Origin of the sequence: Mycobacterium sp. NPDC050441 (genome assembly GCF_040655355.1) — a bacterium.
Lineage (GTDB): Bacteria > Actinomycetota > Actinomycetes > Mycobacteriales > Mycobacteriaceae > Mycobacterium.
Map to the genome: position 1 here is coordinate 260,701 of NZ_JBFAJS010000001.1, position 13,957 is coordinate 274,657.

The 13,957-nt window shown below is 67.0% G+C and carries 12 protein-coding genes and 1 riboswitch; of the genes, 6 read left to right on the forward strand and 6 right to left on the reverse strand.

Annotation, left to right across the window (positions count from 1 at the left end; genetic code table 11):
* Nucleotides 1-4: 4 nt before the first annotated feature.
* From AB0I14_RS01385 to thiO, 3 genes are all read right to left on the reverse strand, one after another.
* Nucleotides 5-763 carry a thiazole synthase gene (locus AB0I14_RS01385; RefSeq protein WP_358014763.1) on the reverse strand — a complete coding sequence of 253 codons (759 nt, stop codon included), beginning with the start codon at nucleotides 761-763 and terminating at the stop codon, nucleotides 5-7.
* Nucleotides 756-956, reverse strand: coding sequence for a sulfur carrier protein ThiS (gene thiS, locus AB0I14_RS01390; RefSeq protein WP_358014766.1), 201 nt, complete (start codon nucleotides 954-956; stop codon nucleotides 756-758). Before thiS ends, AB0I14_RS01385 begins: the two co-directional genes overlap by 8 nt.
* Nucleotides 953-1,957: a glycine oxidase ThiO gene (gene thiO, locus AB0I14_RS01395; protein ID WP_358014769.1), complete on the reverse strand. Its 1,005-nt coding sequence runs from the start codon at nucleotides 1,955-1,957 to the stop codon at nucleotides 953-955. The genes thiS and thiO overlap by 4 nt, the downstream gene beginning before the upstream one ends.
* Nucleotides 1,947-2,062: riboswitch (TPP riboswitch) on the reverse strand. Its footprint overlaps the gene before it by 11 nt.
* A 35-nt stretch (nucleotides 2,063-2,097) precedes the next feature.
* Here thiO and thiE point away from each other — a divergent pair.
* Nucleotides 2,098-2,769 carry a thiamine phosphate synthase gene (thiE, locus tag AB0I14_RS01400; protein WP_358014772.1) on the forward strand — a complete coding sequence of 224 codons (672 nt, stop codon included), beginning with the start codon at nucleotides 2,098-2,100 and terminating at the stop codon, nucleotides 2,767-2,769.
* On the opposite strand, the gene AB0I14_RS01405 is transcribed toward thiE, so the two are convergent.
* Nucleotides 2,753-3,259, reverse strand: a complete 507-nt coding sequence (locus AB0I14_RS01405; protein WP_358014775.1) for an NUDIX hydrolase — start codon at nucleotides 3,257-3,259, stop codon at nucleotides 2,753-2,755. The genes thiE and AB0I14_RS01405 overlap by 17 nt on opposite strands.
* Before the next feature lie 134 nt (nucleotides 3,260-3,393).
* Here AB0I14_RS01405 and glnX point away from each other — a divergent pair, with 134 nt between their 5' ends.
* The 5 genes from glnX to AB0I14_RS01430 all read left to right on the forward strand — a co-directional run bounded on the left by glnX (nucleotide 3,394) and on the right by AB0I14_RS01430 (nucleotide 10,731).
* Complete coding sequence (gene glnX / locus AB0I14_RS01410; RefSeq protein WP_358014778.1) at nucleotides 3,394-4,713, forward strand: protein kinase G-activating protein GlnX; 1,320 nt, start codon at nucleotides 3,394-3,396, stop codon at nucleotides 4,711-4,713.
* A complete protein-coding gene (locus AB0I14_RS01415; RefSeq protein WP_358014781.1) occupies nucleotides 4,713-5,714 on the forward strand; it encodes a glutamate ABC transporter substrate-binding protein in 1,002 nt (333 codons plus the stop codon). The genes glnX and AB0I14_RS01415 overlap by 1 nt, the downstream gene beginning before the upstream one ends.
* Nucleotides 5,714-8,002, forward strand: coding sequence for a serine/threonine-protein kinase PknG (locus AB0I14_RS01420; RefSeq protein WP_358014784.1), 2,289 nt, complete (start codon nucleotides 5,714-5,716; stop codon nucleotides 8,000-8,002). The genes AB0I14_RS01415 and AB0I14_RS01420 overlap by 1 nt, the downstream gene beginning before the upstream one ends.
* 1,141 nt (nucleotides 8,003-9,143) lie before the next feature.
* Nucleotides 9,144-9,467, forward strand: coding sequence for a hypothetical protein (locus AB0I14_RS01425; protein WP_358014787.1), 324 nt, complete (start codon nucleotides 9,144-9,146; stop codon nucleotides 9,465-9,467).
* A 433-nt stretch (nucleotides 9,468-9,900) separates the two neighbouring features.
* Nucleotides 9,901-10,731 (forward strand): alpha/beta hydrolase, encoded by an 831-nt coding sequence (locus tag AB0I14_RS01430; RefSeq protein ID WP_358014790.1) that lies wholly within the window; start codon nucleotides 9,901-9,903, stop codon nucleotides 10,729-10,731.
* Nucleotides 10,732-10,739: 8 nt separating this feature from the next.
* Here the strand turns inward: AB0I14_RS01430 and AB0I14_RS01435 are convergent, their stop codons facing one another.
* Together AB0I14_RS01435 and pta are read right to left on the reverse strand one after the other, a co-directional pair.
* The gene (locus tag AB0I14_RS01435; protein ID WP_358014793.1) at nucleotides 10,740-11,870 is read right to left on the reverse strand and encodes an acetate kinase; all 1,131 of its coding nucleotides are present in this window, start codon (nucleotides 11,868-11,870) and stop codon (nucleotides 10,740-10,742) included.
* Nucleotides 11,867-13,945: a phosphate acetyltransferase gene (gene pta / locus AB0I14_RS01440; protein WP_358014796.1), complete on the reverse strand. Its 2,079-nt coding sequence runs from the start codon at nucleotides 13,943-13,945 to the stop codon at nucleotides 11,867-11,869. Before pta ends, AB0I14_RS01435 begins: the two co-directional genes overlap by 4 nt.
* Between the last annotated feature and the right edge of the window lie 12 nt (nucleotides 13,946-13,957).

Genomic DNA, 13,957 nt, shown 5'->3' on the forward strand with positions numbered 1-13,957 from the left:
GAAATCACAGCGCGGGGCTCGACGCCTGGGCCCAGAACCGCTTCGGGATACGGCCGGCCCGACGTGCCAGATACCCGGCGGTGACGGCCGCGGACATCGCCGCAGCCATGGTGGGAGGATCGGATGCCCGGGTGACGGCGGTGGCCAACAGCACCGCGTCACAACCCAATTCCATCGCCAGTGCGGCATCCGACGCCGTGCCGATCCCGGCGTCCAGCACCACGGGCACCCCGGCCTGCTCGACGATCATCTCGATGTTGTGCGGGTTGGAGATGCCCAGGCCCGTTCCGATCGGCGAGCCCAGCGGCATGACCGCGGCACAGCCGGTGTCCTCCAGCCGGCGCGCCAACACCGGGTCGTCGTTGGTGTAGGGCAGCACGATGAACCCGTCGTCGACCAATTGTTCTGCGGCCTTGACCAATTCGATCGCGTCGGGCAACAGTGTGCGCTCATCGGCGATGACTTCGAGTTTGACCATGTCGGTGCCCAGCGCCTCACGGGCCAACTGTGCGGTGAGCACCGCCTCGGCCGCGCCTCGACAGCCTGCGGTGTTGGGCAGCGCGGCGATATTCAGGCGGTTGAGCAGATCGAGCACTCCGGTGCCGGCCTCGGCGTCCACCCGTCGCATCGCCACGGTCGTCAACTCTGTCCCCGAGGCGACCAGAGCCTCCTCCAGCACAGCCAGATTGGGCGCGCCACCGGTGCCCATGATCAGCCGGGAGCCGAACTCCCGGCCGCCGATCGTGAGCATGGAATCACCCACCCTGCACCGCCGTCACAACCTCCACCCGGGCACCGTCGGCCAGCGTCCGGTCCCATTCCGACCGGGGCAGCACCGTCCAGTCCAGCGCGACGGCGATGCCCTTGTCCGGGAAGCCCCGGGTCTCCAGCAGTCCTCCGACGGTGGTCTGCTCGTCCACCTCGAGGGTTTCGTTGTTGACCGTGATGGTGATCATTTCGCTCCCACGCCCACCTCGAGTTCAGCCGCGATCCGCTCAGCGGTCCACGGCGCCAACAGAAATCCGTTCCGGCCGTGCCCGACGGCCACCAGGGTCCGCTCGTCAACCCGCTCGACGATGGGCAGCCCGTCCGGCGTCATCGGCCGCAGCCCGGCTGCCGTCTCGGCCAGCTCATACTCACCGAGCGCAGGCACCACCGCGCAGGCGTCCTCCAACAGGTCGCGCACCCCGCTGACCACCGGCGCGGTGTCGCGCCCGTGCTCGTACTGGGTGGCGCCGACCACCACGCCGTCGGCACGCGGCACCAGGTACACCGGCCGTCCGTGCACTCGGGCCCGAATCACGCGCTGCGGCACCGGCATACAACCCTTACGCCACCGCAGCCGCAGCACCTCGCCCTTGACCGGGCGTACCGGCAGGCCGGGCCACAGCTTCGGGGAGTCGATCCCGTTGGCGATCACCCGGACGTCCGCCTCGACATCGGCCAGGTCAGTGACCGGCCCGGCCCACCGCACGGCCAGTCGCTCGCAGTGCGCGGCCAGCCCGTCGACCACGGCGCGGTTGTCCACGGCGAGTTCGGTGGTGGCCCGGAATCCGTGCCGGATGCCCTGGGCCAGCAGGGGTTCCACCTCACGGGCGGCCGTGGTCAGCTCGACCGGCTGTCCTTGGGCGGACAGCCATTCGGCGACGGTACGCAGATCGGCCACATCGGCCCGGTCGACGGCGACCACCAGCGACTCACGGGCGGTGACCACCTCGGGAGCCAGCCCGTCGAGAAACCCCGAGTGCCACAACTTCAGCGACTCCAGGCCGATCTGCAAGATCTGCTCTTCGCCCGGCCAGCCTTCGCTGTGCGGGGCCAGCATGCCGCCGGCCACCCACGAGGCTCCGCGTTCGGTGGTGCAGTGCAGGCGCACGGTCCAGCCGTCGAGTGCAGCCCGGCGTGCGACAGACAGCCCGATGACACCGCCGCCGATGACGGCGAGTGTTCGCGCCATGTCCGCTCCCTTCGCCGGCATGACCCGGATCAGGTGTGACGGTCAGGGCCGGTCCGTATGCCCACTCTCAGCCCCACGTCCCTCGGGGCTCCCGTATTGCCAGTCCAGGGTACTCGGGCGGTACCGGCTACCGTCGCGGTGTGGAATCACCCGCCGGCCGTTTGCAGCGCGCCACCCTGTACCTGTGCACCGATGCCCGCCGGGAGCGTGGTGACCTGGCCGAATTCGCCGATGCGGCGCTGGCCGGTGGGGTGGATCTGATCCAGCTGCGGGACAAGGGTTCGGCCGGGGAGAAGCAGTTCGGCCCGCTGGAGGCCCGGCAGGAACTGGAGGCTCTGGAGATCCTGGCCGACGCCGCCCGCCGCCACGGCGCGTTGCTGGCGGTCAACGACCGCGCCGACATCGCCCTGGCCGCCGGGGCCGACATCCTGCACCTGGGCCAGGACGACCTGCCGCTGGACGTCGCCCGCGGCATCATCGGCGAGCGCGCGGTGATCGGCCGCTCCACTCATGACGCCGGGCAGGCTGCCGCGGCCATCGCCGAACCCGTCGATTACTTCTGTGTCGGGCCGTGCTGGCCCACCCCGACCAAGCCGGGCCGAACCGCGCCGGGATTGGATCTGGTGCGCTCGACGGCGGCGCTGAACCCGGCCAAGCCGTGGTTCGCGATCGGCGGGATCGACCAGCAGCGGCTGCCCGAGGTGCTGGCCGCCGGGGCCCGGCGCGTCGTGGTGGTCCGCGCGATCACCGCCGCCGAGGATCCCCGCGCTGCGGCCGCCGAACTCAAGTCTGCGATTACTCCGGAGAGTTGAGCACCAGCGGGAGCGTCGCCGTCACCGCCCGCAGCTGCTCCCAACTGGCGGCGAACCCGGGATGCAGCGGCAGCGCGGCGACTTCGTCCTCGGCCACCCAGCGCAACTCTGAACTCTCCCGGTTGGGGATGGTCTCCAGCGGCGCCGGCACATCCGCGATCACCGTGGTGTAGCTCCAGTGCGTGCCGCCGATACCGGCCACCTCGGCGGTCACCACCGTGGTCCGCACGGTGAGCTGATCGGCCGTCACCCCGGCTTCCTCGTGAGCTTCCCGGACCGCGGCCTGTTCGGCGGTCTCGTGACTGTCACGGGCACCGCCGGGCAGCGCCCAAGTTCCGCCCTGATGGCTCCACGGGGCGCGGTGTTGCAGCAGCACGGCCGCCGATCCGCCCGGCCACGGGGCCCGCAGCAGCAGGCCGGCCGCACCGTGACGCCCCCAGTACCGGGCGCCGTTGTCGGAGAACACCCAGCCGTCACCGTCGCCATGCACCCGTACAGGATAAGGAACGCAGCCAGTTTCGGCGGGCCCCAATTTCTCCGCGAGCCTAAGCACGGCCCTCTTAGAATTTTTTTATAGTGTGGGTACAGCCGTAAGCACCGAAACTAAATGAGGTCCGTGCGCAGGTGACTGTGGAGTTGGCACATCCCTCGACCGAACCGCTCGCGTCCCGGTCGCCGACCACTCCTGCCCACCCGCGGTGGTGGTTTCTGTGGACCACCCCGGGACGCATCCTGACGATCGGAGTGACGCTCGCCGGGCTGGTTATAGCCAGTGCGTTCGCCACATCCACCACGATCAACGACCGCCAACAGGCGCTGACCACGGTGCTCGATCACACCGAACCCTTGGCGTTCGCGGCGGGCCAGCTCTACACCACACTGTCGGTCGCCGACGCCGCCGCGGCCACGGCCTTCATCGCCGGGGCCGAACCCCGTGACGTGCGGCAGCGCTACGAGCAGGCCATCACCGATGCCTCGGTGGCGGTGACGCGCGCTTCGAGCGGGCTGACCGACGAAGAGCTGGTGCAGCTGCTCGGCCGGATCAATGCACGGCTGGCGGTCTATACGGGCCTGGTGGAAACGGCGCGCACCAACAACCGCGCCGGTAACCCGGTGGGTTCGTCGTACCTGTCGGAAGCCTCGGCGATGATGCAGTCGCAGATCCTGCCCGACGCGCAACGCCTCTATGAAGAGACCTCGGCGCGGGTGGATGCCGAGACGACGGCCTCCACCCGGATCCCGGGCGCGGTGATGTTGGTGGTGCTGGCCACGTTGATGTTCGGCGCGTTCGCCAACCGCTGGCTGGCCCGACGCACCAGGCGCCGAGTCAACATCGGTTTCGTGGCCGGCGGGATGGCCGTGCTGATCATGCTGATCTGGGTGACGACGGCACTGGTGATCTCGACGTCGGACAGCCGCAGCGCCAAGGACACCGCCGCCGAATCCCTGAAGACCGTGACCAACCTGGCCATCACCGCCCAGCAGGCCCGGGCCGACGAGACGCTGGCCCTGATCCGGCGTGGCGACGAGAACCTGCGTAAACAGTCCTACTACCAGCGCATCGAGGCTATGCAGCAGCAGCTCGCCCAATATCTCGCCCGCGACACCCGCATCGACAAGAGCGATCTGACGGGTGCCGAAGATCTGCTCACCAAATGGCGTGCGGCCGATGACCGGATCAACGCGTATATCGCGGTGGGCAACTACCAGGCCGCGACACAGGTGGCGCTGGGCACCGGCGAGAACGATTCCACGTCGGCCTTCGACAAGCTCGACGACGCGTTGTCCAAGGGCATCGAACAGAGTCGCAGCCAGTTGCGCAACGACATCGCCAATGCCCGCCGGGTGCTCTCCGGGGCGACCGTGGGTGCCGCCCTGCTGAGTGTGGCCGCGGCGCTGGCAGTGGCGTTGGGTCTGTGGCCCCGACTGAGTGAGTACCGCTGATGAGCGCTTGCGCGAAGAAGAAACAACAGCTGATGAGAAAGATGCGAAAGATGCTGGCCGCGCTCACCGCGGCCGTGGCGGTGGCCGGGTGCAGCCAGAGTGCACCGGCGTTGACCGTGCCGACGATGACGCTGGCGCCGCCGAGCCCCGCGGGTATGCAGGAACTTGCCCCGCAGCCGGTGCGGGTGCCGACGTTCGACACCGACGAGTGCAACCGCACCGCCAGCCTGCGACCGTTCAGCAACAAGGCCGACGCCGACGCGGCAGTGGCCAAGATCCGCGACCGCGGACGGTTGGTCGTCGGGCTGGACATCGGTAGCAATCTGTTCTCGTTCCGGGATCCGATCACCGGTCAGATCAACGGTTTCGATGTCGACATCGCCGGGGAGGTCGCCCGCGACATCTTCGGCACCCCGTCACAGGTCGAGTACCGCATCCTGTCCTCGGCCGACCGCATCACCGCACTGCAGAACAATCAGGTCGACATCGTGGTCAAGACCATGACGATCACCTGTGAGCGCCGCAAAGAGGTGAACTTCTCCACGGTGTATTTCATGGCCCACCAACGCATCCTGGCCGCGCGCGATTCCAACATCTCGCAGGCCTCCGACCTCTCGGGCAAGCGGGTGTGCGTCGTGGACGGCACCACCTCACTCAAGCGGATCCAGCAGATCAGCCCGGCACCGATCATCGTCTCGGTGGTGACCTGGGCCGACTGCCTGGTGGCACTCCAGCAACGCCAGGCCGACGCGGTCAGCACCGACGATTCGATCCTGGCCGGGCTGGTGGCCCAGGACCCGTATCTGCACATCGTCGGCCCCAGCCTCAACGAGGAGCCCTACGGCATCGGGCTGAACCTGGAGAACACCGGGCTGGTCCGGGTCGTCAACGCGACGCTGGAACGCATCCGCCGCGACGGCACCTGGAACACGTTGTACCGCAAGTGGTTGACCGTCCTTGGTCCGGCACCGTCTCCCCCGGTCGCGAGGTATGTCGACTGATGAAACAGCCCGACGACACCGGACGCCCAGCCTCCGGGGCCACCGATCCCGACACCGAGGGGGGCCCCGGGACGCAGCCCGCGAGCCTGGAAGACCTCGACATGGATTCGCGGTCGACCATGCGGCCGATGGCCACCCAGGCGGTGTTCCGTCCGGAGTTCGACGATTCCGACGAGGGGCCGTTCGGCGGCGGCGACACCGAACCGCAGAACCTTGCCACGATCGCGACCCGGATGCTCTCGCCGATCCGCAGACTGGGCGGCGGACTGGTCGAGATCGCGCGGGTGCCCGAGCGCGATCCGTTGGCAGCGCTGATGACCAACCCGGTGGTGGCCGAACAGAAACGGTTCTGCTGGAACTGCGGCAAGCCGGTCGGTCGATCCTCATCGGACGGGCATGCCCTGTCGGAGGGTTGGTGCCCGCACTGCGGCAGCGCTTATTCGTTCCTGCCGCAGCTGTCCCCGGGCGAGATCGTTGCCGACCAGTACGAGATCAAGGGCTGTATCGCCCACGGTGGGTTGGGCTGGGTGTATCTGGCCTTCGACCACAACGTGAACGAGCGTCCCGTCGTGCTCAAAGGCCTGGTGCATTCCGGCGACGCCGAGGCCCAGGTGATCGCCATGGCCGAACGCCAGTTCCTGGCCGAGGTGACGCACCCGGGAATCGTGAAGATCTACAACTTCGTCGAACACGATGACAAGCACGGCAATCCGGTCGGCTACATCGTGATGGAGTACGTCGGCGGAACATCGCTCAAACAGGCCAGGGGAACCCGGCTTCCGGTGGCCGAGGCGATCGGCTACATGCTGGAGATCCTACCCGCGCTGGGCTATCTGCATTCGATCGGGCTGGCCTACAACGACCTGAAGCCCGAGAACATCATGATCACCGAGGAACAGCTCAAGCTGATCGACCTCGGTGCGGTATCGAAGCTCAACTCGTACGGATACCTTTATGGCACACCGGGATTCCAGGCTCCCGAGATTGTGCGCACCGGGCCGACGGTGGCGACCGACATCTACACCGTGGGACGCACGCTGGCCGCGCTCACCCTGAATCTGCGGACCCGGCGGGGTCGCTATGTCGACGGGCTGCCGTCCGAAGACCCGGTGCTCGACACCTACGATTCCTTCGGCCGGTTCCTGCGCCGCGCCATCGATCCGGATCCGCGGCGCAGGTTCAGCAGTGCCGAGGAGATGTCGTCCCAGTTGCTCGGTGTGCTGCGCGAGGTGGTGGCCACCGACACCGGAATCCACCGCCCCGGTCTGTCGACGGTGTTCAGCCCGTCCCGATCCACGTTCGGGGTCGATCTGCTGGTGGCGCACACCGACGTTTACGTCGACGGGCAGGTCCATTCGGAGAAGCTGACCGCACAGGAGATCGTGCGGGCGCTGCCGGTGCCGCTGGTGGACCGGACCGACGTCGGAGCCCCGCTGCTGGTGGCCAGCGTGCTCAGCCAGCCCGTGCACACCCTGGACCAGTTACGCGCAGCACGCCACGGCGCGATCGACGCCGAAGGCGTGGACGTGTCCGAATCGGTCGAACTGCCGTTGATGGAGGCACGCGCGCTGCTCGATCTGGGTGATGTCGCCAAGGCCACCCGTAAGCTCGACGACCTGGCCGTCTGGGCCGGGTGGCGCTGGCGGCTGGTCTGGTTCCGCGCCGTGGCCGAGATGCTCTCAGCCGATTACGACTCGGCCACAAAGCATTTCACCGAGGTCCTGGACACGTTGCCCGGGGAGCTGGCCCCCAAACTGGCGTTGGCCGCGACGGCCGAGCTGGCCGGTACCGCCGACGAGCTGAAGTTCTACAACACCGTGTGGAGCACCGACAACGGTGTGATCTCGGCCGGCTTCGGGTTGGCCCGCGCCGAGTCCGTTGCCGGGTCGCGGGACAAGGCGGTCCAGACCCTGGACCAAGTTCCGCCCACCTCAAGACATTTCACCACGGCCAGGCTGACGAGTGCAGTCACCCTGCTGTCGGGGCGGTCCACCGGTGAGATCACCGAGCAGAACATCCGCGACGCGGCGCGGCGGGTGGAGGCGCTGCCCGATTCGGAGCCGCGGGTGCTGCAGATCCGGGCACTCGTGTTGGGCACCGCGATGGACTGGCTGGCCGACAACACGGCGAGCAGCAATCACATTCTCGGATTCCCGTTCACCGAACACGGTCTCAAGCTCGGTGTCGAGGCGTCGTTGCGGGCGCTGGCCCGTGTCGCCCCCACCCAGTCGCACCGCTACGCCCTGATCGACCTGGCCAACAGTGTGCGGCCGATGTCGACGTTCTGACGAACAGAAGAGTCACCTGGCCTCACCTTGGGGTGGTTGCTGAATAGTCGTTGTGTCAGTAGGGAACCGAGCTCATCACAACACCGCAGACCTCGATGCGCCCTTCGGCCACCCCGCCGATGTCACGAACCGATCCATGGCAGTAGCGGTGGTCCACCGCCAGGTCCGTGGTGGTTGTCAGGGCCCGATGCAGGGGGTGCAGGTACGTGGATCTGGGCGTGCCCCGGCGAGGTGCACGCATGAACTCCCGGCGACGGCTCCGCGCATTCCTGTGGCTGCGCCCCGGCCGGCGGAATGTTGATCGCGATTGTTGCGCCCAGTGCGGCTGCCGTCGCTACAACGGCCCCCAACAGATGGCGACTGTGAGTTCGCATTGCAGTTCCTTCCGATTGGCGAGTTAACCGGGCATCCGGCTACCTCTATCCATGCCGCCGCCGTCGGATCGGTGCAAGTTCCGCCGACTTTCTTCAATGAATCTTTATCCGAGCCATAACGGATCTGCGGCTTCTCCACTCAGGATGAGGTTGGGAGGAAAGCACATGGGCACGGGATGCGCTTCAGCGATGCACTCGCACGTACCGGCGAGATTGCGCGTACCCGGTTCGCCTCCACCACATCACAAGCAGCATCGTGGCCTTGCGGGCCAGGCGCGGCGACGACGACGGCGGCGGTCCGTCGCAGTGGTGGTGCTGGCGTTTGGCCTACTGGCGGCCTGCGCAGTAATCGGCGGGGGACCGGTGGCTGCCGCCGATGCCCGTGTCGCCGTTGCCGTGCACAGCGCAAATCACACCAGTCCTGTTGCACACACCCATGCCAGTACTCCAGTCGACGCCAAGGTATGTCACGCACCTGACGGGGCAACTGCCGACAGACTGACGCTGACGAAGCCGCGTACTGCGCTTGTCGTGATCATGCTCGGCCTCACGCCTGCCGACTCTTCAGTTGTGCGGCTCTCGGCAATGCGGCGAGGCCCTCCCTCACCGCATCCATCAGCCACCCGGTCCGGTCGCGAGCTACTGCATCACCTCTGCGTGATCCGTCGGTGAGGTGGCTTGCGCGTTCTTTGCCGTCCTGGTGAAGAACTGCGTACACCGCCATCATCCGATGCCGCTCATCTGCGGCTTTCACGTAAGGAAAATCCATGTCACGCAAGCAAATTCTCCATGTCGCGAGGATCGTCACACCGGTAGTGGTGGGGGTTTCCGCCGCTCTGACCAACCCCTCTTCTGCGGGCGCGAACCCCGGTGGCGTCGGCGACGCGACCCAGATCATCGCGGAAATCGAAGCACGCGGCGACCGTGTCATCGTCTCCAAGACCGGCAACAAACAACTCTCGCAGTGCACGGTGACAGGTGTCCGCCAGGGGCCGGCCATCTACCGGTCGGCGCCCGGATCGCCATTCGGCACGAACTCGCCCGTGCGTAACGTGGCCTACCGCATCTTCTTCGTGGACGTGAAATGTTGAGTGCGGCGGTCATCGGTAGGTCGCAATCTGCCAGCGGCCTTGAGCAGGAGCGTCGGCGCGTCACACCTCAGCTAGGGAGTTTCGCCAAATCGATGTCAACGATGAGCTGGCGTAGCCGGAAGAGGCGTGGCGCGCCGACGCGGGCAGGACCGTTCAGATCGGACACCTGGCGGTCCGCTTCACGGTCCGGAGCCCAACCCGAGACTAGCACCATCTACTATTCATCTCAGTAGTTCGCGAAAATTTCCGAACCGGAACCCCCGCGCCTGACAGCGCTCATGCGGTGTCATCACAACCACGTGCAGTCGTCACTGTGATTGCACTGCAACGTATTTCGGGATGGATCCGGCTGGCCAACACAACGCCGATTCGGTGCGCTAACCTGCCGACGAGGACATATACCCTCCCCGGGTACAGTATGAAAAGAGGTGCAATGACTACCGATGCGTTCTACACCGCCCCAGACGGGGCCACCATCGCCTATGAACTGGGTGGCCACGGCCGCACGATCGGATACGCCCACGGCGTGTTGTTGAGCCGGGCCGCGGTACGTGGCTTGGATCTCGTCGATATCGATGCCATCGCGGCGCACCGCCAGTTGCTGACTTACGACCAACGCGGACACGGACACTCCAGCGGGCGCGCGGTGATCGACGACTTCAGCTTCGAGCAAGCAGCAGACGATCTGTTGGGGATCCTCGGCGCCGCGGCCGTCGAGGAACCGGTCGACTTCGCTGGCTCGTCCTGGGGTGCCGCCGCTGTGCTGTATGCCGCATTGTCTGCGCCGCACCGTTTCCGGCGACTGGCCCTGCTGATCCCACCGGCATCGTGGGGGACGCGCGCGCAGGAGGGCCGACGCTGGTATGACGAAACGGCTGATCGCATCGAGCGCATCGGCCCGGCGGCGTGGCGAGACGAGTGGGCGAACGCCGCGCCGCTACCTGTCTTCGCCGACCACCCGGGTGCAACGTTCGTGCCCGATGTAGCCGATCATGTACTTGCCGCCGTGCTGCGCGGGGTCGGGCGGTCAGAACTTCCGGACCCGACGGCCATCGCGGGCCTCCGGCATCCGACACTGATTTTGACGTGGCCGTCCGACCCACTCCACGCGGTGACGACCGCGGCCCACCTCCATGTGCTCATTCCGAATTCGAGCCTCGTCGTTGCTCGTTCAGTCGCCGACATCCAGGCGTGGACACACGTGATCGCCGACTTCTTCAACAGTCGCGATGACGACCTGGCCGCAGCCGGTATCCGAGCGTGATATCGGCATCAGGCCAGGGCCGCGCAGGCCTTCGCGATCGCCAATTCCTCGTTGGTCGGCACCACCAGCACCGCCACCGCCGAGTCGGGTGTCGAGATCCGTCGGGCCTCGTGCGACCGCGCCGCGTTGAGCTCTTCGTCGATCTCGATCCCCAGCGCGGTCAGGCCGGCCAGCGCATCGCGGCGCACCGAGGCGTCGTTCTCCCCGACCCCCGCGGTGAAGCTGATGACGTCGGTGCGGCCCAGCACCGCCATATACGCCCCGACATATTTGCGTAGCCGGTGGATGTAGACGTCGTACGCCAATTGCGCATTCTCATCACCGGATTCGATGCGCGCATGCAACTTCCGGAAGTCGTTCTCCCCACCGAGGCCGCGCACACCCGACTGGCGGTTGAGCATCGTGTCGATGTCCTCGACATCCATGCCCGCCGCACGGCGCAGGTACAAGATGATGCCGGGGTCGAGGTCGCCGCTGCGGGTGCCCATCACCAGGCCCTCCATCGGCGTCAACCCCATCGAGGTGTCCACGGGCCGGCCGCCGGTGATCGCTGACGCCGACGCACCGTTACCCAGGTGCAGCACAATCTGATTCAGCGACTCGTAGGGCCGGTCCAGGAACGCTGCGGCCTGCTGGCTGACGTACTGGTGCGAGGTGCCGTGGAAGCCGTACCGCCGGATACCCCAGCGCTCGGCCACCTCGCGATCGATGGCATAGGTGGCCGCCGCTGCGGGCAGGTTGTGGAAGAACGCGGTGTCGAACACTGCCACATGAGGCAGATCGGGCAGCAGCTTGCGGGCCACCTCGATACCGAGGATGGCCGGCGGATTGTGCAGCGGGGCCAGTGGTGACAGCTCTTCGAGCTTGGCGATCAGATCGCCATCGATCAGGGTGGGCCGGTAGAACGTCTGGCCGCCGTGCACCACCCGGTGCCCCACTGCCACCAGGCCCAGGGTGTCCAGGTGCAGACCCTGACCCGCCAACTCATCGAATGCGGCCCGCAGCGCGGCATCATGGTCGGGTACCTGCGCCGAGCCGATCTGCTCGATGATGCCATCGGCCAGGAATTCTCCCGAATTCGGTTTCACCACGGCATATTTCAGCGACGAGGATCCGGAGTTGACCACCAGAACCGTCATGACTGCTCCTGCGCCTGGATCGCCGTGATCGCCACGGTGTTGACGATGTCCTCCACCAGGGCGCCCCGGGACAGATCGTTGACGGGCTTGTTCAGGCCCTGCAGCACCGGTCCGATGGCGATGGCACCGGCGCTGCGCTGCACCGCCTTGTAGGTGTTGTTACCGGTGTTGAGGTCGGGGAAGATCAGCACGGTGGCCCGCCCCGCCACCGACGAGTCGGGCATCTTGGTGGCCGCCACCGACGGCTCCACCGCCGCGTCGTACTGAATCGGCCCCTCCACCAACAGATCCGGTTCGCGTTGACGCACCAGTTCGGTTGCCGCCCGAACCTTGTCGACGTCGGCCCCGGTACCCGAGGTTCCCGTCGAATACGACAGCATGGCGACCCGCGGGTCGATGCCGAACTGCGCGGCGGTGCGCGCCGAGGAGATCGCGATGTCGGCAAGCTGTTCCGAGGTCGGATCCGGAACGATCGCGCAGTCGCCGTAGGCCAGTACCCGGTCGGCGAGACACATCAGGAAGATGCTCGACACCGTCGAGATTCCCGGCGCGGTGCGGATGATCTCGAAGGCCGGCCGCACGGTGTGCGCGGTCGTGTGCGCGGCACCCGACACCATGCCGTCCACCATCTCGTTGTGCACCAGCATCGTGCCGAAATACGAGACGTCGTGGATGATCTCGCGGGCCTGCTCGAAGGTCACACCCTTCTTGCGGCGCAGCTCGGCGTACTGCTCGGCGAACCGGTCGCACAATTCGCTGGTGCGCGGGTCGAGAACGACGGCGGCATCGAGGTTCACCCCGAGTTCTGCTGCCCGGGAACGAATCTGGCTCTCTTCGCCGAGGATGGTGAGCTCGGCCACTTCGTGCTGCAGCAACCGGCCCGCGGCCTTGAGGATGCGGTCGTCGGTCCCCTCCGGCAGCACGATGCGCCTGCGGTCGGAGCGGGCCTGGTCGAGCAGTTGGTAGGTGAACATCTGCGGCGTGGTGACCGCGGGGATCGGAATGCTGAGCTGCGCAATCAGGTCGTTGACGTCGACGTGCTTGTCCATCAGCGCCAGCGCGGTGTCGATCTTTCGCTGCGATTTCGCCGTGACCCGACCGCGGGCACCGGCGACCCGGCTTGCGGTCTCGAAGGTTCCGTACTTCGTGGCCACGATGGGCAGCCGCAGACCCAGCCCCTCCACCAGCGACGCCACCGCGGGGTGCAATTCGAGCCCACCGTTGAGGATGATGCAGGACAGTGACGGAAAGCCTTCTGCGGCATGGGCACTCACCACGGCCAGCACCACATCGGACCGGTCACCCGGGGTCACCACCGCGATACCCTCGGTCAGCCGCTCCAGCACATGCTCGGCCGTCATCCCCGCCACGAGCACGCCCATCGCCTCGCGCGACAGCAGCGCGGGATCCCCGGCGATCACCGTGCCGTCGACCGCCACCTGTAATTCGGCCACCGACGGGGCGATGAGCAACGGCTCCTCGGGCAGCACATAGGCGGGCGGGCCGAGCGGTTTGAGGGCCTCGGCCACCTCGTCCAACTGCGCCGGGTCACACCGGTTGGCGACCACCGCCGCGGCGTGGGCATGCTGATGATTCAGCTCGGCCAGGCACACCTCGACCACATGAGCGACCTCTTCGGGCGTGCGGTCGGCGGCCTTGACCGCGAGCACGACGGGCGCGCCGAGGTTGACCGCGATGCGCGCGTTCATGCTGAGCTCGCTGGGGGTGGCGACGTCGGTGTAGTCGCTGCCGACGATCAGCACGGCGTCGCACCGCTCGGCCACCCGATGGAACCGGTCGACGATATCGGCGATCGCGACGTCGGGATCCTCGTGCACCTGCTGGTAGCTGACCCCGACACATTCGTCGTAACTCAACCCGGCCGTGGCACTGGCCAGCAACAGTTCGAGGATGTAATCCCGATTCTCGCCGAGGCGTGTGATCGGACGGAACACCCCCACCCTCGGCACCGTCGCAGCAAGTCGATGCAGGATGCCCAGCGCAATCGTCGACTTGCCGGTGTCACCTTCGGGTGAGGCTACGTAGATCGCGGTCGCGATGTCTCCATCCGGCACCGCTCCAGCATT